Source organism: Ponticoccus litoralis (genome assembly GCF_039769985.1).
GTDB classification, from domain to species: domain Bacteria; phylum Pseudomonadota; class Alphaproteobacteria; order Rhodobacterales; family Rhodobacteraceae; genus Ponticoccus; species Ponticoccus litoralis.
Map to the genome: position 1 here is coordinate 2652954 of NZ_JBDNCH010000002.1, position 18129 is coordinate 2671082.

Here is an 18129-nt window from a genome sequence, read left to right on the forward strand (position 1 = left end):
CGCGGCATGGACGCCCGCCTTGACGATTGCCCCTTGCACCCTGCATCTTGCGCCGCCATATCCCGCCCCGTCAAAGGCATTTGACCCAAGAGATAAAGGGAGCAGTACCCGATGCCCGTCGTCGTTGTCGAATCTCCGGCCAAGGCCAAGACCATCAACAAGTATCTCGGTTCCGATTACACGGTTCTCGCGTCCTACGGGCATGTCCGCGACCTGCCGGCGAAGAACGGGTCGGTCGATCCCGAGCATGATTTCGAGATGACCCGGGAGATCGCCAACGATTCCCGCAAGCACGTCGCCGCCATTGCCGAGGCGCTGAAGACCGACGACGCATTGATCCTCGCGACCGACCCCGACCGCGAGGGCGAGGCGATCTCTTGGCACCTGAAGGAGGCGCTGACCAAGCGCCGGTCGATCAAGAAGACCACGGACGTCAAGCGCGTCACCTTCAACGCCATCACCAAGGCCGCCGTGACCGAGGCCATGGCCAACCCGCGCGACATCGACGCGCCGCTGGTCGAGGCCTATCTGGCACGCCGCGCGCTGGATTACCTGGTGGGTTTCAACCTGTCCCCGGTGCTGTGGCGCAAGCTGCCGGGCGCGCGCTCTGCCGGTCGGGTGCAGTCGGTCTGCCTGCGGCTGATCGTCGAGCGCGAGATGGAGATCGAGGCCTTCAAGCCGCGCGAATACTGGCAGGTGCGCGCGCAGCTGACGACGCCGCGCGGCCAGAATTACGAGGCGCGGCTGGTGTCCTACAAGGGGTCCAAGCTGGACCGCTTCGACCTTGCCGATGCCACGCAGGCCGAGATGGCCGTCGATGCCGTGGCGAAACGCGCGCTGACGGTGACCGGCGTCGAGGCCAAGCCCGCCTCGCGCAACCCCTCGGCCCCCTTCATGACCTCGACCCTGCAGCAGGAGGCCAGCCGCAAGTTCGGCATGGGCGCCAAGGTCTGCATGTCGACGGCGCAGCGGCTTTATGAGGCCGGGCACATCACCTACATGCGGACCGACGGCATCGACATGGCGCCCGAGGCCGTGGCGCAGGCGCGAGAGGCGATCAAGGACCGCTTCGGCGAGAAATACGTCCCCGGCAGCCCGCGCATCTACAAGAACAAGGCGAAGAACGCGCAAGAGGCGCACGAGTGTATCCGTCCGACCGACATGACCAAGGACGCCGAGGCGCTGAAGCTGAAGGACGCCGACCAGCGCAGGCTGTATGACCTGATCTGGAAGCGCACGCTGGCTTGCCAGATGGAGGCGGCGCGGCTGGAGCGCACCACGGTCGAGATCGCCAGCGAGGACCGGCAGGTCGGCCTGCGCGCGACCGGTCAGGTGGTTCTGTTCGACGGCTTCCTGCGGGTTTACGAGGAAGGCCGCGACGAGCCGGTCGAGGATGACGACAAGCGCCTGCCGCAGATCATGCAGGGCGAACCCGCCGGTTTCGCCAAGGGCGCGCTGCAGGAAAACTTCGACAAGGCGGCGGAAAAGACCGACGACGTGGTCGACAGCGGGCAGGGGATGCAACGCCACCCCGGTGCCGTTCTCTCCGGCGACGGCGCGACGCTGGCCCTGCAAAGCTTCACCCAGCCGCCGCCGCGCTACACCGAGGCGACGCTGGTCAAGCGCATGGAAGAGCTGGGCATCGGGCGTCCCTCGACCTATGCCTCTGTGATCACGACGATCCAGGACCGCGAATACGTCCGCAAGGAACAGAACCGACTGTTCCCCGAGGACAAGGGCCGCATCGTCACGATCTTCCTGCTCAACTTCTTCAAGCGCTACGTGGAATACGATTTCACCGCCGGGCTGGAGGACGAGCTGGATCAGGTGTCCGCCGGGGCCTTCGACTACAAGGACCTGCTGGCGAAGTTCTGGCGCGATTTCTCTGCCGCCATCGCCGAGACCTCCGACCTGCGCATTGCCGAGGTGCTGGACGTGCTGGACGATGCGCTTGCGCCGCAGCTTTACCCGCCGCGCGACGATGGCTCCGATCCGCGCATCTGCCCCAAGTGCGGGCAGGGGCGTCTGCACCTGAAGACCTCGCGCACCGGCGGTTTCGTCGGCTGCGGCAACTACCCCGAATGCACCTATACCCGCCCCATCGCGGGTGAGGGCGCGGACGGCGAGGAAAAGCTGCTGGGCGAGGATGCGGGCGACGAGATCTGGCTGAAGGCCGGGCGCTTCGGGCCTTACGTCCAGCGCGGCGAACCCACGCCCGAGAACAAGAAGCCGCCGCGTGCGAGCCTGCCCAAGAAGGGCGGCGCCTATCTGCCCGGCTGGGATCCGGCGGATATGACGCTGGAGAAGGCGCTGACGCTGCTGACCCTGCCGCGCCCCATCGGGATGCACCCGGACGGCGGCGAGATCGTCTCGAACCTCGGACGCTTCGGGCCGTATATCATGCACCAGATGCCGGACGAGCCGAAGCCGGTCTACGTCAACCTGAAGAACTTCGAGGATGTCTTCGAGATCGGCATGAACCACGCGGTCGAACTCTTGGCCGAGAAGCGCGCGAACCCCGGGCGCGGGCGGCAGGCGGCCAAGGCGCTGCGCGAGATGGGCGACCACCCGGACGGCGGCAAGATTGCCGTGATGGAGGGGCGCTTTGGGCCCTACGTCAAGTGGGAGAAGGTCAACGCGACCCTGCCCAAGGACGTGGAACCCGCCGACCTGACCATGGCGCAGGCGCTGGAGCTGATCGCGGCCAAGGCCTCGAAGGGCGGCAAGAAGAAGGCCGCGCCGAAGAAGGCGGCAGCCAAGAAACCCGCCGCCAAGAAACCGGCGGCGAAGAAGACGGCGGCCAGGAAACCGGCGGCCAAGAAGGCCGAGTGATCAGTCGACAGGCGGGGGCCGACAGCCCCCCCGCCTGTGGCTTTCCGGCACTGATATTCACGATCAAGGATGTGTGATTTCCAATTGATGCAGACCGCATCCATCTTCCGCTCAAACACGCTGACTGGAAAGGAAATCCAATGTCCTACAAGGGGCTTACCCGCCGCGGCCTGCTGGTCGCAGGCTCTGCCGCGCTGATCGTGCCTGCCACTGCCCGCGCGCAGGACGCGCCCGTGCGGCGCAATACCTCGTCCTTCCTGGCGCAGGACTGGCGCGACCATTTCGACACGCTGGGCAAGGGGGCGATCGTTTGCGATACCACCAGCCGCGCGCTGCACTACTGGGCCGCGGATGGCGAGGATTACCGCATCTACCCGACCTCGGTGCCGAAGTCCGAGGAACTGACCAAGCGCGGCTACACCAAGATCGTGCGCAAGAAGGTCGGCCCCTCCTCGGACCCCCACCGCCAGCCAGATGGAACGCTTCCCCGACTGGCGCCCGGTGGCGGGCGGCGCCCCCGACAACCCGCTGGGCACCCATGCCCTGTATTTCGACTGGCCCGCCTACCTGATCCACGGCACCCACGACACCCGCAAGATCGGGCGCCCCTCGTCGGATGGCTGCATCGGCCTCTACAATGAGAAGGTCGCCGAGCTTTACGAGATCACGCCGATCGGCACGCAGGTCCGCCTGATCTGACCTTGCGGGACCCTCTGCAACGGATGCCGTCCGGGCGCGTTGATCCCTCAGCGCGCCCGGGCACCCCGGGCCAGAGAGGAGATCCCATGAATCGTATCATTCTGACCGCCGCCGCCGCCCTGCTGGCCACCGGCGCCCTCGCACAGGACAAGGCCGCACCCACCGCACAGGCCGCGCTTGTCGGCGCCGACGGCGAAGCGCTTGGCGAGGCCAGTCTGACCCGGGGCCCGGCGGGCGTCCTGATCCACCTGCGGGTCGAGGGGCTGACCCCCGGCGCACACGGGCTGCACCTGCATGCGGTCGGCGAGTGCAAACACGAGGGCGGCTTCGATTCGGCCACCGGGCATGTCGGCAAGGAAGACGGCGGCCACGGGCTGCTGAACATGGACGGGCCGGAACCGGGCGATCTGCCCAACCTCTTCGTGGCCGAGGACGGCACCGGCGAGATGGAGGCCTATACCACCATGGTTACCGTCGAAGGGTTGCTGGATGCCGACGGCAGCAGCTTCATCATCCACGAAAGCGCCGATGACCACCTCAGCCAGCCCATCGGCGGGGCCGGGGGGCGTGTCGCCTGTGGCGTGATCGAGGGCGCGGCCTGACCCGCGACGCGGGCGGTGTACCCCGCCGCCCGCGTTGACTCTTCGCTGCAGAGCGGCGACATATCCGGCAGTCAAGAAAGAGGGGAGCTCCCATGAAAAAGGTCTACGGTTCGGCGTCAGAAGCGCTGGACGGACTTCTGCACGACGGCATGCTGATTGCCGCGGGGGGCTTCGGCCTCTGCGGCATTCCGGAACTGCTGATCGATGCCATCGTCGAGAGCGGCGTCAAGGATCTGACGGTCGCGTCCAACAATGCCGGCGTCGACGGCTTCGGCCTCGGCAAGCTGCTGGATACGCGCCAGATCAAGAAGATGATGTCCTCCTACGTGGGTGAGAACAAGGAGTTCATGCGCCAGTACCTCGGCGGCGAGCTCGAGCTGGAATTCAACCCGCAGGGCACGCTGGCCGAACGCATGCGCGCCGGCGGCTGCGGCATCCCGGGCTTCTACACCAAGACCGGCTACGGCACCCAGATCGGCGAGGGCAAAGAGGTCAAGGTCTTCAACGGGGAACACTACATCCTCGAAGAGGGGATCTTTGCCGACCTCTCCATCGTCAAGGCCTGGAAGGCCGACGACACCGGCAACCTCGTGTTCCGCAAGACCGCCCGCAACTTCAACCCGCCGGCCGCCATGTGCGGCAAGATCTGCGTGGTTGAGGTCGAGGAGATCGTCGAACGCGGCGCGCTGGATCCCGACCACATCCACCTGCCGGGCATCTACGTGCACCGGATCATCCAGGGGCAGCACGAGAAACGGATCGAACAGCGCACGACGCGCAAGCGGGAGGAAGCGTAATGCCTTGGGATCGCAACCAGATGGCCGCGCGCGCGGCGGAAGAACTCGAAGACGGCATGTATGTGAACCTCGGCATCGGCATCCCGACGCTGGTGGCCAACTACGTTGGCGACAAGGACATCACGCTGCAGTCGGAAAACGGCATGCTGGGCATGGGCCCCTTCCCCTACGAGGGTGAGGAAGACCCCGACCTGATCAACGCGGGCAAGCAGACCATCACCGAGCTGAACCGCACCAGCTACTTCGACAGCGCCATGTCCTTCGGCATGATCCGCGGCGGCAAGATCGCCGCGGCGATCCTCGGCGCCATGGAAGTGGCCGAGAACGGCGACCTCGCGAACTGGATGATCCCGGGCAAGCTGGTCAAGGGCATGGGCGGCGCCATGGACCTTGTGGCCGGCGTCGAAAAGGTCGTGGTGGTCATGGACCACCAGAACAAGGCCGGCGAGATCCAAGCTCCTGAAGGAATGCACCCTGCCGCTGACCGGCAAGGGCGTGGTCGATCGCATCATCACCAACCTCGGTGTGCTCGACGTGGTCGAGGGCGGATTGAAGATCGTCGAATGCGCCGAGGGCGTGACCGAGGACGAGATCCGCGCCGCCACCGAGGCGACCATCATCTGACCCCTGCGCGCGCGTCCGGCCCCGCTCCGGTCGCGCGCATCCCCAGAAGGCCCCAGAGCCGAGGCTCCGGTCTTCTGGCCCCCCGCTCTTCTTCTGTCCCCAAATATCCCCGCCGGAGGCATCCGCCGCGGCGACGGGCAGCAACCCCGCCAAAGACCCGGGCCGTGCGACCCCGCGCCACCCCGAGGACCAAGCCGCAGGCGCCGGGACGAGGCATCGCGCGCGCGCCGCAGGCGCGCCCCGCCGGATCACGCCACCAGCGGACAGAGCCCGGCGAAGCGCTCCGGCAGAACGGTGCGGTGCGGGAACTTCAGCGCCCGGGTCTTCACGACCGCGTATTTCTCCAGCCGCGCGGGTTTGACGCTCAGGGCCTCCCGGGCCCGGGTCTCGGCCTTTTCCCAGGGTTTCACAGGCTTTTCGGCGAAGTCCGACAGGAAGCGCGCCGCATCCGCATCCGCCGCCCGCCAGCCTGCGCCGGGCAAGCCGCCCTCCGATCCGCCCGCCACCGCCATGCGCACCGCGACGGCCCGGCTCAGGGCCTCGGGGTCGGCGTATTTCAGATGCGCAAGGTAAAGCCCGCGCGGCATGGTGAAGGGGAAGCCGTCCAGCCGTCGCGCCGCGACCTGCGTGCCATGCAGGACAAAGCCCACCGGGCGCCGCGCCGCCACCGCCTTTGAATAATGGCCCGAGAAACACAGGTTGCGCCGCCGCGCGAACAGCCTGCCGCTGCCGGGGTCGCCGTCCTGCGCCACCAGGTCGAAACCGAGCGCCGTCACCACCGGCGCGGTCTCCTGCGCCGCCAGGGCCTCTTTCAGGCCGCCGTATCGCGCAGGATCCCACAGCAGCAGCTCGTCGGCATCGGTGCGGATCACCCAGTCGTACATCCGGTGCAGGCCCGCCTGAAAGGCGTTCAGCATCTCGCCGCGCCGCCGGTCGAAGGCCTGCAGGTCGTCGCGCGGCACGGTGATGACCGAGGCGCCGGGGCAGATCCGGGCAATGCGGGGGTCGGGGCCATGGGCCACCACGTAGAGGCTTTCGGCGCCCAGCTGCGCCGCGTGATGCGCGTACCAGTGGGCGAGGGCCCAGTAATCGCGGTAGACCATGGTCAGGGCGGCAACCTTCATGCCGCCACTATGGCCGGGTCGCGCGCCTCTTCAACAACAAAAAAGGGACGGGTTCCGAAGAACCCGCCCCCCGGGATTTTGCGCCTGTTGGGAGGAGAGGGCGCAAAGTCCGTCTCTACCGTGAAAGGCAGATCACTTGGCCGCGGCAGTTGCCTTCTTGGCGGTCGCGGTCATGTCGTCGGTCGCCTTTTTCACGGCTGCGGTCGCATCTTCCGAGAAGTCCTTGCCAGCGGCCATCATCAGTTCGACGGTGTCCATCTGGACCTTCTTCGCGATCTCGGCGAAGGCGGCCATGTGCTCAGCGGCGGTTTCGGCCTGGGCCGAAGCGAAATCGGTCATCGCCTTGGCGTAGTCTGCCGGCTCTGCCTTGGCTTTCGACATTTCGGACAGCTTGGACAGCGTGTCCTTGGTCCATGCGGCGGACAGCTCGGTCGACTTGCCGGCGGCTTCCAGAGCCACTGCGGTCAGCTTCTCGTTCATCGTTGCGGTGGTCTTGAACGCATCTTCCATGGCCTTGGTGTCCACGGGGAACGCGCCCATGACATCTTTCAGCATCGCGGTGAAGTCTTGGGTCTGTGCCATTGCTACTGGTCCTTCATATCTCGTGTTCGCCGGCCCGGGCCCACCCCGGTTCGTGATCGGCTGACACGAATATGGATGCTGCATTGCGGCATTTCAAGAATTTTTCTGCGGTGCAGCATCAATCGCGCAAGCTACTGAATTTGCTTGGCGGCCTTTGCCCTAACGTAAGTTCCGGGGGCAGGGGCCAACGGTTCATAGCCCGAATCACCCGGTGTCCGGGCAGGAACCTTCTTGCCGGACCGCCGGCGCAGCCAGGCCTCCCAATGCGGCCACCAGGATCCGGCGTGCTGTTCGGCACCGGCTTTCCAGTCCTCGAAACCGGCCTGCAGGTCGGTGTTGATGTAATGGCCGTACTTGTCCCGCCCCGGCGGGTTGACGATGCCCGCGATATGGCCGGACTGGCCCAGCACGAACTGCTTCTGTTTCGCGCCCATCATCTGCACGCCCCGGTAGACATCCGCCGCCCGCGCGATGTGGTCGCTTTCGGTGGCGATCGACATCAGCGGCACCTCGACGTCCTTGACCGACAGGGTCTCGCCCATGAAGTCGAACCGGCCCTCGGCGAACTCGTTGCGCTGGCACAGCCCGCGCAGGTACTGGCGGAACATCCGCCCCGGCAGGTTCGCCCCGTCGCCGTTCCAGTACAGCAGGTCGAAGGCGGGCGGCGTCTCTCCCATCATGTAGCTGCGGATCGCCGGGCCGTAGATCAGGTCGTTGGAGCGCAGGAAGGAAAAGGTCCGCGCCATGATGAAGGAGGGCAGCACGCCTTTCTGCTCGATCTCCTCTTCGATGGCATCGGCGAAATCGTCCTGCAGGAAGGGGGTGAACTCGCCCTGATCGCTGAAATCCGTGAGCGCGGTGAAGAAGGTGGCCGAGCGCACGGAGGCATCGCCGCGCTTCTTCATCAGCGCCAGCGTCACGGCAAGCGTGGTCCCGGCGATGCAATAGCCCACCGCGTTGACCTTCTCGACGCCGCAGATCTCCTTGGCGACCGCGATGGTCTTCAGAAAGCCCTCTTCGACATAGGTTTCCAGCCCCACGTCGCGATAGGTCGGATCGGGGTTGATCCAGCTGACGACAAAAAGGGTATAGCCCTGATCCACGACCCAGCGGATCAGGCTGTTCTGCGGCTTCAGGTCGAGGATGTAGAACTTGTTGATCCAGGGCGGAAACAGGACAATCGGCACCTCGTGGACCTGCTCGGTCGTGGGGCTGTACTGGATGATCTCCAACATCCGGTTGCGGTAGACGACCTCGCCTTTCGCGGTGGCGATGTTCTCGCCGACCTCGAAGGCGCTTTCGTCCACCAGCCGCACGATCAGCTCGCCATTGTTGGCCTCTAGGTCGCTGACGAGGTTTTCCAGCCCGCGCACAAGGCTTTCGCCCTCGGTCTCGACCGCCTTCAACAGCGCGTCGGGGTTGGTGGCAAGGAAATTGGTCGGCGCCAGCATGTCGACGATCTGCTGCGAGAAGTAGCGCAGGCGGCGCTTTTCCTTGGCATCCATCTCGTCCAGCGCCTCGATGGCGTTGTGAATGCTCTCGGCGTTGATCAGGTACTGCTGCTTGACGTAGTTGAACCGGGGATGGGTGTCCCAGTGCCGGGTTCCTGAAGCGCTTGTCGGTGGGGCCGGGATTCGGGGGCGCCTGTAGCTTGCCCTGCGCCAGCGCCTGCTGCGCCTCGACGAAATGGGTGACGGTCTTGCCCCAGTAGCTGACCTGCTGCTCGATCAGCTTGGCGGGGTTGTTGACCCATTCCTGCCAGTAGGACTGTGCCGCCTTGGTATAGAGCGAGGCATCGGGGCCGTTCAGCGCGACGGGGGTCGGGTGACGTTTTGTCAGGGCGGCCACCAGCCGCTGGGAAAGCGCTTCGACGCGGGCGAGGTTCGCCTCCAGCCGGGTCTGTTTCTCGCCTGCGTCAACCTCGTTTATTGTCATCTGAAAATTTCCCCCCTAATGTCGCAGGTGCAGAATACCGTCGCGGGCAGGGGGAGCAAAGCGGCGAATTGGCTCGGGTATCCCCTTGCGGGCAACGCATGGAGGGCCTGCAACCCCGGGAGTGGCTCTCATGCGCTATATGGCGACGTACGACCTGATGGAAACGATCCGCAACACCAACCAGTGGTTGGGGGCGACGGCCCGGACGATGGCGTCCTACCCCGCGCTTGCGGCGATCCCGAACCCGGCGCTGACCTGGATGGCGGCCTGGGCGAGGTGACGGAACGCACCTTCGAACGCATGGTGGTCAAGCCCGACTGGGACATCCACGCCTTCACCTGCGAGGATGGAAAGGACCATCTCGTCGAGATCAAGACCGTGGTGGAAAAGCCCTTCGGCAACCTGATCCACTTCGACGTGACCGTACCGCAAGGAACAGGCCCGCAAGATCCTGCTGGTGGCGCCCATGTCCGGCCATTACGCGACGCTGCTGCGGTCGACGGTCAAGTCTCTGATCGTCAACTGCGAGGTCTATGTCACCGACTGGCACAATGCCCGCGACATCCCGGTCTCCGCCGGCAAGTTCGATGTCGAGGATTACACGCTCTACCTGATGGACTTCATGCGCTTCATGGGGCCCGAGACCAATGTCGTCGCGGTCTGCCAGCCGGCGCCGCTGACGCTGGCCGCAACCGCCTACCCGGCTGAACTCGACCCGGATGCGCAGCCCCGCACGCTGACCCTGATCGGCGGCCCGATCGATCCCGACGCGACGCCGACCGATGTCACCGACTTCGGCAACCGCGTCACCATGGGCCAGCTCGAAGAGACCATGGTCCAGCGCGTCGGCTTCAAGTACAAGGGCGTCGTAGCCGTCTGGTCTACCCGGGCCTCCTGCAGCTCTCCTCCTTCATGAGCATGAACGCCGACCGCCACGGCAAGGCCTTCCGCGACCAGATCGACCGCGTGGCGCGGGGCGAGGCCTCGGATTACGACGCCCACAACCGCTTCTACGACGAATATCTCGCGGTGATGGACATGCCGGTCGAGTTCTACCTCTCGACGGTCGAGCGGATCTTCAAGAACTGCGAGATCGCCAAGAACGAATTCGTGGTGGCGGGCCACAGGGTCGATATCGGTAAGATCACCCGGGTCGCGGTCAAGACGGTCGAGGGCGCCAACGACGACATCTCAGCCCCCGGTCAATGCGTCGCGGCGCTGGACCTCTGCACCGGCCTGCCGCCCGAAAAGAAGGCCGCGCATCTCGAGCCGGGCGCCGGGCATTACGGCATCTTCGCGGGCAAGAGCTGGCGCAACAACATCCGCCCGCTGGTGCTGGACTTCATCGACGCCAATGCAGCCAAGCCCAGGGCGGTCGCGGCCAACGTCGCCTGAGCCCTGACGGCGGCGCTCGCCCGCGCCGCCCCGCCGGTCCGTCCCGCCCCCGCGCGCCATCAGCTGCCCAAGATCCTCGGCGGAAGACGCGCAGGCACGGGCAAGGCCCGGTCGCGCTCCCCGGGCCACCGCAACCCTCGTCAAGGCGCGCCCGCGGCGGCCCCACCGCAGGCGCGCCGCCCATGCTTCTCCTGTCCGAAAATATCCCGGGGAGTCCGACAGGGACGGGGGCAGGGCCCCCAGCCACCCCTCCACCAAGGGCAAGACCCCGCCACGCCGCCCGAGGCCGCCCCCCCGGGCCACCGCAACCCTCGTCAAGGCCGGCCCGCGCCCATCCCGCCGCAGGCGCGCCGCCCATGCTTCTTCTGTCCGAAAACATCCCGGGAGTCCCGCAGGGACGGGGGCAGGGCCCCCTGTGACGCCCGCTACAGCCCCGCGTAGGCGCAGAGCGCATGGACCTCCATGCCCATGGCCTCCAGCCCGGCCCGTCCGCCAAGCTCCGGCAGATCGACGATGAAGGCGCAGCCGATGATCTCGCCGCCCAGCCGTTCCACCAGCCGGATGCCCGCCTCCGCGGTGCCGCCGGTGGCCAGCAGGTCGTCGACCAGCAGGATGCGCTCGCCGGGGGCGATGGCGTCGTCATGCACCTCGACCACCGCCTCGCCGTATTCCAGCGTGTATTCCTCCGAGATCACGGCCCCGGGCAGCTTGCCCTTCTTGCGGATCGGCACGAAGCCCGCCGACAGCTGGTGCGCCACTGCGCCGCCAAGGATGAAGCCGCGCGCCTCCAGCCCCACGACCTTGTCGAAGCGCAGGCCCGCATAGGGGTTCAGCAGCTGGTCGATGGCCAGCCGGAACCCGCGCGGATCGGCGAACAGCGTGGTGACATCCCGGAACAGGATGCCCTCATGCGGGAAATCCACGATGGTGCGGATGTAATCCTTGACGTCCTTCGGCTCTGGCATGGCCGGTCCCCCTCGTTTTTCCCATGCGGTAGCCTGCCGCCCTGCACCTTGGCAAGGCTCAGGCGCGGCGCAGGGTGGCGGTCAGGACGCCCATGCCGATCAGGCAGGCCCCGCCCGCCCGGGTGATCCAGCCCAGCACGGCGGGCCGCCGGATCATGCCCCGCAGCCGGTCCGCGGCCAGCGCATAGGCCAGCGCGTTCAGGGCGCCCAACGCGACGAATGTCCCGATCAGGATGGCGAACTGCGGCAGCAGGGGCGCCTCGGGCCGGACGAACTGCGGCACGAAGGCGATGAAGAAGGCGATGCTCTTGGGGTTCAGCGCCGTCACCGTGGCGGCATGGCGGAACACCCCGCCCGCGCCGATCTCGGCCCGGGGCAGCGCCAGCCCCTCGCGCGGGGCCGAGCGGATCAGTTTCACGCCGAGGTAGATCAGGTAGACCGCGCCGACCCATTTCAGCGCCGTGAACAGCGCCGCCGAGGTCGCCACCAGCGTCCCCAGCCCGGCCAGCGACAGCGTCATCGCCACGAAATCCCCCAGCGCCACCCCGGCGGCGGATGCCACGGCCACCGACCGGCCCTTGGACAGGGCGTAGGACAGCACCATCAGAACGGTGGGTCCGGGGATCAGCAGCAAGGCGGTCGAGGCGGCGACGAAGGTCAGCCAAAGGTGCAGGTCCATGAAATCACTCCTTGGGGGGATAATGGCGGCGCAGGGCCATCAGGTCCTGCGGACCGAGGTCCTTGGACGCATTGCTGTCCTGCGAAAAGATCGACACGCCTTCGTAGGCGGGATTGCGGATATCGGTCAACAGGCCAAGCGCCTGCGTCAATTCCTCGATCATCGCGGATTCGTAGTGGCTGATGTGCAGCCGCGTGCCGAAGACCACCTGCGCCTTGCGGATCGTGCGGGTGTCGCGCCGAGACCAGACGGTGACCCGTGCGCCGGTGACGACGGCCCCGTCGACCCCCTCGATGCCGGTCCCGCTCACCGGCCCCGCGCCATCGGTATCCACGAAATAGACCCGGATATCGGCCTCGCTGCCCGGCGGCACCTCTGCAAGGGTGATCCCGGCACCCGCCCGGTTGATGTATTGCACCGCGCGCACGATGGCCGCCCGCGCCCGCGCCTGCCGACCGCCAAGGAAGGCCGGATCCACGTATTCCAGCGCCACCCGCAGGGGGCGTTCGGTCGTCCAGCGCAGCAAGGGCTTGGCGCAGTCGCCGCCCGGCGCCGCGCCGCAGGCCACCAGCCGGTAGAAATCGTCATCCGACAGCAGTCCCTCGGTCACGACGAAATCCTCCGCCGCCCATACCGGCAGGGCAAGGCCCGAGCAGAGGACCGCCGGAACCCCCCGTCGCAGATGCCGCGCACCCCCTGCTTCTTTGGTCCCGACAATACCTCGGGGGAGTCCCGCAGGGACGGGGGCAGCGCCCCCTTCGTGGCCTGCATCAGGCGCCCGGGCCGCCCAGCACGCGCCCGGCGACCGCGTCCAGCTTCGCCAGCAGCGCCGGGTCGCGCTTGTCCGGCGCGGTCATGATGGCGAAGTCCAGCGCCCGGTCGCAGCCGTGCGTGCAGGGCGCCCGCTCCGCGCCCGTGAGCCCCGGCAAGAGCCGCACCATGGCGCGCGCCTTGTCGGCATTGCCGCTCAGCACCCGGATGATCTCTGTCACATCCACCGTGCCGTGATCGGGGTGCCAGCTGTCGTAGTCGGTGACCATGGCGACCGAGGCGTAGCAGAGCTCCGCCTCGCGGGCCAGCTTGGCCTCGGGCATGTTGGTCATGCCGATCACGTCGCAGCCCCAGCTTTCCCGGTACATCTTGGATTCGGCAACCGTCGAGAACTGCGGCCCCTCCATCGCCAGGTAGGTGCCGCCCCGGTGGACGGTGATCCCGGCCTCGCGCGCCGCCTCGAAACAGGCCTCGCCCAGTCGCGGGCAGGTGGGATGCGCGACCGAGACATGGGCCACGCAGCCGGTCCCGAAGAACGACTTTTCGCGCGCGACGGTGCGGTCGATGAACTGGTCGACGACGACGAAATCGCCCGGCGCATATTCCTCGCGGAACGACCCGCAGGCCGAGACGGAAATCACGTCCGTCACCCCCAGCCGCTTCAGCGCGTCGATATTGGCGCGATAGGGCACCGTCGTGGGCGAATGCACGTGGCCGCGCCCGTGGCGGGGCAGGAAGGCCATCTTCACGTCCCCCAGCGTGCCGGTCAGAATCTGGTCGGAGGGGCGCGCCCCAGGGCGTTTCGACCCTTTGCCATGTGGCGTTTTCCAGCCCGTCGATCTCGTAGATGCCCGAGCCGCCGATCACGGCGATCATCGTCTCTGTCATGGGGAACTCCCTGATATCTTGCGCGCAGTTAGCCATGCGCGCCGCGCGCCTTCAACCGGCGATTGGCACAGGCGCGCCCAGGATGGACAGGGCGGGGGAGGGGCGGCAAAATTCCCCGGTTGCGCGGCATTGCGCCGGGGCCTGCGGCTTCCCACCTCTCGGCGGCCCGACCCCGGCGCCAGCAGGCGCCCCGCGCGGGCAATGGAGAAGGAATTCCGTCATGCAGACGGTCGGACTGGTGGTGGCGGGCCTTGCGGGCCTCGTGATCGGAGGAGAGTTGCTGGTGCGCGGCGCGGTCAGCGCGGCAAGGGGGTTCGGCATCTCGCCCATGGTGATCGGGCTGACGCTGGTGGGGTTCGGAACCTCGACGCCGGAACTGGTGACCAGCCTTCAGGCGGCGCTCTCGGGCAGCCCGGGCATCGCCATGGGCAATGTGGTGGGCAGCAATATCGGCAACGTGCTGCTGATCCTCGGCATCGCCGTGCTGCTGGCGCCCATTGCCGTCGACCCCGCCGCCCTGCGCCGGGACGGGGTGGCGATGATTCTCGCCACGCTGCTCTGCCTCTGGGTCGTCCCGGCCGGAGCGATCCCGCGCATCACCGGCGCAGGCTTCCTTCTGGCGCTGGCGGGCTACCTCGCCTTCACCCTCTGGTCCGAACGCCGCAGCGCGGCGGCGGCCCCGGTCTACGCGGGGCAGGCAGAGGCGGTCCCGGGGCCGGACATGCGCCTTGGCCTGGCACTGGCGCTGGCTGTTGTCGGGCTGGTGGTCACCATCCTGGGCGCCCGGGCGCTGGTCACCGGCGCGGTGCAGATCGCGCAGGCGGTGGGCCTGTCAGAGACGGTGATCGGCCTGACCATCGTCGCCATCGGCACCTCGATGCCGGAACTCGTGACCTCTGTCATCGCGGTGCGCCGGGGGCAGGGAGAGGTGGCGCTTGGCAACGTTCTGGGCAGCAACATCTTCAATATCCTCGGGATTCCGGGGTCACGGCCCCGGTTTCGCCGCTGGCTGTCCCGCCCGAGATCATCCGCGCCGACATCTGGGTGATGTCCGCCGCCGCCGTCCTTCTGGTGGTCTTCGCCCGCACCGGCTGGCGGCTGGGCCGCCGCGAGGGCGCGGTCATGCTGGGCGGATACGCGGCCTACATGGGCTGGCTGCTGACCTGAGGCGGCAGGGCCGGGGACGGCGCGCGCGATGCCCCGGGGCCGCGCGGGTCAGGGCGCCGCTCCGGTCAGAGTGTCGAGCCGGGCGGCAAGCTGACCCGAGGTGGCAGAGGCCGTGGACGCCGCGCCCGGCGATCCGGGGGGCGGACAGATGGGCCGGTGGCGAGGGACACCTGCGCTTCCGGGGGTGATTTTCGTGCAGAGGGTGCTATAGAACGCGCAAACCGCGCTGCAGTGCAGCCAAGGTGGTGGCGAAGCGGCGCCGTTTGCGCTATCCGGCCGCCGCGCGACCGAAAGGACCCCTGATGAAGAACACCGTTCTGGCGAGTTTCGCCAACCGCATTGCCATGCCGGATCTGTCGATCTCTCCCGGAGGCGACAAGCTGACGCCCTCGCGGATCCGGATCGAGCTTCTGGCGGGCCTGACCGTCGCGCTGGCGCTGGTGCCCGAGGCGGTGGCCTTCGCCTTCGTCGCGGGGGTGCATCCGCTGGTGGGCCTCTACGCCGCCTTCCTCGTGGGCCTCGTGACCGCCGTGATCGGCGGACGGCCCGGCATGATCTCGGGCGCGACGGGGGCGCTGGCGGTCGTCATGGTGTCGCTGGTGGCGGAACACGGCGTCGAATACCTCTTTGCGACCGTTGTCCTGATGGGCGCCCTGCAGGTCTTTGCGGGGGCCATGCAGTGGGGCAAGTTCATCCGGCTGGTGCCGCACCCGGTGATGCTGGGCTTCGTCAACGGGCTGGCCATCGTGATCTTCCTTGCGCAGCTGGGCCAGTTCAAGGTGCCCGGCAGCGCAGAGGCCTCGGGCCACGGGGTCGGTGGCGGCGAATGGCTGTCGGGCACGCCGCTGGCTCTGATGCTGGGGCTGACCGCGCTGACCATGCTGATCATCTGGGGCATGCCCAAGCTGTCCAAGGTGGTTCCGGCGCCGCTGGCCGGGATCGGCATCGTCGCGATCCTCGTGATCGGGCTGGGGCTGGACACGCCGCGCGTGGGTGACATGGCCTCGATCCGTGGCGGGCTGCCCAGCTTCCATATCCCCATGGTGCCGCTGAACTGGGAAACGCTGGAAATCATCCTGCCCTACGCGGTGATCCTTGCTGCCATCGGCCTGATCGAGTCGCTGCTGACGCTGAACCTCGTCGGCGAGATCACCGGCAAGCGCGGCGGCGCCAGCCAGGAATGCATCGCGCAGGGCGCGGCCAACCTGCTGACCGGCTTCTTCGGCGGCATGGGCGGCTGCGCGATGATCGGCCAGTCGATGATCAACGTGAAATCCGGCGCGCGCACGCGGATCGCGGGCATCGCGGCGGCGCTCTTCCTGCTGGTCTTCATCCTGTTTGCCGCGCCGCTGATCGAGCTGATCCCGCTGGCCGCGCTGGTCGGCGTGATGTTCATGGTGGTGATTGGCACCTTCGCGTGGAACTCGTTGAAGATCCTCGCGAAAGTGCCCGCGATGGATGCTTTCGTGATCATCCTCGTGACCGTTGTGACGGTGCTGGAAGACCTCGCCGTCGCGGTGGTGGTGGGCGTCATCGTCTCGGCGCTGGCCTATGCCTGGAACAACGCGCGACGCATCCACGCCAAGACCCGCGAGTCGGTCACCGATGCCGGGGCCAAGGTCTACGAGATCCAGGGGCCGCTGTTCTTCGGCTCTACCGATGGCTTTGCCGAGCTGTTCGACGTCGAGGGCGACCCGGATGTGGTGATCGTCGACTTTGCCGACAGCCGGGTGGTGGATCAGTCGGCCCTGCAGGCGATCGAGGCCATCGCGGGCAAATACGAGGCGTACCGGAAAGCAGGTCAAGCTGCGCCACCTGTCGCGGGATTGCCACCGGCTCTTGTCGAAGGCCGGTCACCTGATGGTCGATCTCGGACGACGATCCGGATTACCAGCTGGCGGTGGATTATAACGTCCGCACGGGCATCCTCGGCGGGCACTGACGCGGTCCGGCGCGCGCCGGACGGGGCAACCGGCAGGAACGGGCGGTCCGGTGAACGGGCCGCCCTTTGTCTTTTGCAGGGCCTGCGCCGGGGCGCGGTCCGCGCTGCGATCCGGCAGGGGCACGCCCTTGGTGGCTCTGCGCCCTCGGCGCGGCAGGGCGGGTCGGCCCGATGGGCGGGAAGATTTTTCGAAAAATCTTCCCACCGCCTGTTGCAGGGCTCAGGGCGCCAGTGCGGCGAGGGCGCGCAGGTCGCCGCCTTCCAGCGCCGGGCGGGCCCGGGCGATACGCTCGGGTTCCCAGTGCCACCAGGCCAGGCGGTTGAGGGTTTCGATTTCCTGCGGCGCGTAGCGCAGGCGCAGCACCCGGGCCGGGTTTCCGGTGACCACGGCGTAGTCCGGTACCGTGCTGCGCACCACCGAACCCGCCCCGACGATCACGCCGTTGCCGATCCGCGCGCCGGGCAGGACAAGGGCGCCATAGCCCAGCCAGACGTCGTGGCCGATCACCATGTCGCGGCTGTCGGGCTGGTAGCCGGTCATGGCGGCGGGATCGAAGACCGTGAAGGGAAAGGTGGTGAGCCCGTCCATGGCGTGGTTCGCGGACGAGCCGATGAAGCGCACGCCGTGGGCGATCTGGCAGAACCTGCCGATCCGCAGATGTTCCTGGCTGAAGGCGAAGAGATAGGGCGCGAGGCGCGCGGCCCAGTCGCCGCCCCAAAGCGCGGGCGGGTCGAAGTCCGAGGCATAGCTGTAGGCGCCGACATTGAAGCGCGGGTGGTCGATGACGTTCTTCAGATAGACGGTGCCCGCATGGGGCGTGCCGTCGGGCAGGGTGATGGGATGCGTCAGCGACGCATCGGGCAGGGCGAAGGGTGCGGGCACGGCGGCCTCCTTTGAATCCTTGAAATCAGGTCAGGGGATCAAAGGTGCTGGTCCACGGCGCTCTCCATCGGTTGCGGGGCTGTGCATAGCAGATTGGCGCCGGTTTGGCCACCGGCAGCGTGGGGCGTTCAAGGCGCGGCAAGGCGCTGCCGGGTGGTCCTGTTCGGCCTGCGGTCGAAGGCGCCCACCTGCCGGCCCCGGGTCCTGCGCCCGGGCGATGGGGGGCGATGGGGGAGGCTGCTGC

10 protein-coding genes and 6 pseudogenes are annotated in these 18129 nt (G+C 67.5%); 8 read left to right on the forward strand and 8 right to left on the reverse strand.

Going from position 1 to position 18129, the window contains the following annotated elements; translation table 11 throughout:
• Positions 1 to 111 precede the first annotated feature (111 nt).
• The 5 genes and pseudogenes from topA (at position 112) to ABFB10_RS14280 (ending at position 5554) form a co-directional block, all read left to right on the forward strand.
• Entirely contained in the window at positions 112 to 2832 is a 2721-nt protein-coding gene (gene topA / locus ABFB10_RS14260; protein WP_347167008.1) for a type I DNA topoisomerase, read from the forward strand.
• A gap of 140 nt (positions 2833 to 2972) precedes the next feature.
• Positions 2973 to 3531, forward strand: a pseudogene (locus tag ABFB10_RS14265) (L,D-transpeptidase).
• Between the two features lie 86 nt (positions 3532 to 3617).
• Positions 3618 to 4133 carry a superoxide dismutase family protein gene (locus tag ABFB10_RS14270; protein ID WP_347167009.1) on the forward strand — a complete coding sequence of 172 codons (516 nt, stop codon included), beginning with the start codon at positions 3618 to 3620 and terminating at the stop codon, positions 4131 to 4133.
• A 92-nt stretch (positions 4134 to 4225) separates the two neighbouring features.
• Positions 4226 to 4930 carry a CoA transferase subunit A gene (locus ABFB10_RS14275; protein ID WP_347167010.1) on the forward strand — a complete coding sequence of 235 codons (705 nt, stop codon included), beginning with the start codon at positions 4226 to 4228 and terminating at the stop codon, positions 4928 to 4930.
• Positions 4930 to 5554, forward strand: a pseudogene (locus tag ABFB10_RS14280) (3-oxoacid CoA-transferase subunit B). Before ABFB10_RS14275 ends, ABFB10_RS14280 begins: the two are co-directional and overlap by 1 nt.
• 248 nt (positions 5555 to 5802) lie before the next feature.
• Here the strand turns inward: ABFB10_RS14280 and ABFB10_RS14285 are convergent.
• The 3 genes and pseudogenes from ABFB10_RS14285 to ABFB10_RS14295 all read right to left on the reverse strand — a co-directional run bounded on the left by ABFB10_RS14285 (position 5803) and on the right by ABFB10_RS14295 (position 9195).
• Complete coding sequence (locus ABFB10_RS14285; protein ID WP_347167011.1) at positions 5803 to 6678, reverse strand: glycosyltransferase family 2 protein; 876 nt, start codon at positions 6676 to 6678, stop codon at positions 5803 to 5805.
• A gap of 132 nt (positions 6679 to 6810) precedes the next feature.
• Complete coding sequence (locus tag ABFB10_RS14290) at positions 6811 to 7260, reverse strand: phasin, PhaP (RefSeq protein ID WP_347167012.1); 450 nt, start codon at positions 7258 to 7260, stop codon at positions 6811 to 6813.
• A gap of 131 nt (positions 7261 to 7391) precedes the next feature.
• Positions 7392 to 9195, reverse strand: a pseudogene (locus ABFB10_RS14295) (PHA/PHB synthase family protein).
• Positions 9196 to 9325: 130 nt separating this feature from the next.
• Here ABFB10_RS14295 and phaZ point away from each other — a divergent pair.
• Positions 9326 to 10590, forward strand: a pseudogene (gene phaZ / locus ABFB10_RS14300) (polyhydroxyalkanoate depolymerase).
• A gap of 425 nt (positions 10591 to 11015) precedes the next feature.
• Here the strand turns inward: phaZ and ABFB10_RS14305 are convergent.
• The 4 genes and pseudogenes from ABFB10_RS14305 to ABFB10_RS14320 form a co-directional block, all read right to left on the reverse strand.
• Positions 11016 to 11555, reverse strand: a complete 540-nt coding sequence (locus ABFB10_RS14305; RefSeq protein ID WP_347167013.1) for an adenine phosphoribosyltransferase — start codon at positions 11553 to 11555, stop codon at positions 11016 to 11018.
• A 58-nt stretch (positions 11556 to 11613) separates the two neighbouring features.
• Complete coding sequence (locus tag ABFB10_RS14310) at positions 11614 to 12234, reverse strand: LysE family translocator (RefSeq protein WP_206563954.1); 621 nt, start codon at positions 12232 to 12234, stop codon at positions 11614 to 11616.
• A gap of 4 nt (positions 12235 to 12238) precedes the next feature.
• Positions 12239 to 12844 (reverse strand): DUF2927 domain-containing protein, encoded by a 606-nt coding sequence (locus tag ABFB10_RS14315; protein WP_347167014.1) that lies wholly within the window; start codon positions 12842 to 12844, stop codon positions 12239 to 12241.
• Positions 12845 to 13004: 160 nt separating this feature from the next.
• Positions 13005 to 13893, reverse strand: a pseudogene (locus ABFB10_RS14320) (S-methyl-5'-thioadenosine phosphorylase).
• A 220-nt stretch (positions 13894 to 14113) separates the two neighbouring features.
• Here ABFB10_RS14320 and ABFB10_RS14325 point away from each other — a divergent pair.
• The gene (locus ABFB10_RS14325) at positions 14114 to 14941 is read left to right on the forward strand and encodes a calcium/sodium antiporter (protein WP_347167015.1); all 828 of its coding nucleotides are present in this window, start codon (positions 14114 to 14116) and stop codon (positions 14939 to 14941) included.
• A gap of 421 nt (positions 14942 to 15362) precedes the next feature.
• Positions 15363 to 17002, forward strand: a pseudogene (locus tag ABFB10_RS14330) (SulP family inorganic anion transporter).
• A 220-nt stretch (positions 17003 to 17222) separates the two neighbouring features.
• Here ABFB10_RS14330 and ABFB10_RS14335 read toward each other — a convergent pair.
• Complete coding sequence (locus ABFB10_RS14335; protein WP_347167016.1) at positions 17223 to 17885, reverse strand: CatB-related O-acetyltransferase; 663 nt, start codon at positions 17883 to 17885, stop codon at positions 17223 to 17225.
• Positions 17886 to 18129: the final 244 nt, after the last annotated feature.

Excerpts from the sequence above, each read along its gene's own strand:
- topA (WP_347167008.1), top strand. The coding sequence starts at position 112 with ATGCCCGTCGTCGTTGTCGAATCTCCGGCCAAGGCCAAGACCATCAAC.
- ABFB10_RS14270 (WP_347167009.1), top strand. The coding sequence starts at position 3,618 with ATGAATCGTATCATTCTGACCGCCGCCGCCGCCCTGCTGGCCACCGGC.
- ABFB10_RS14275 (WP_347167010.1), top strand. The coding sequence starts at position 4,226 with ATGAAAAAGGTCTACGGTTCGGCGTCAGAAGCGCTGGACGGACTTCTG.
- ABFB10_RS14285 (WP_347167011.1), bottom strand. The coding sequence starts at position 6,678 with ATGAAGGTTGCCGCCCTGACCATGGTCTACCGCGATTACTGGGCCCTC.
- ABFB10_RS14290 (WP_347167012.1), bottom strand. The coding sequence starts at position 7,260 with ATGGCACAGACCCAAGACTTCACCGCGATGCTGAAAGATGTCATGGGC.
- ABFB10_RS14305 (WP_347167013.1), bottom strand. The coding sequence starts at position 11,555 with ATGCCAGAGCCGAAGGACGTCAAGGATTACATCCGCACCATCGTGGAT.
- ABFB10_RS14310 (WP_206563954.1), bottom strand. The coding sequence starts at position 12,234 with ATGGACCTGCACCTTTGGCTGACCTTCGTCGCCGCCTCGACCGCCTTG.
- ABFB10_RS14325 (WP_347167015.1), top strand. The coding sequence starts at position 14,114 with ATGCAGACGGTCGGACTGGTGGTGGCGGGCCTTGCGGGCCTCGTGATC.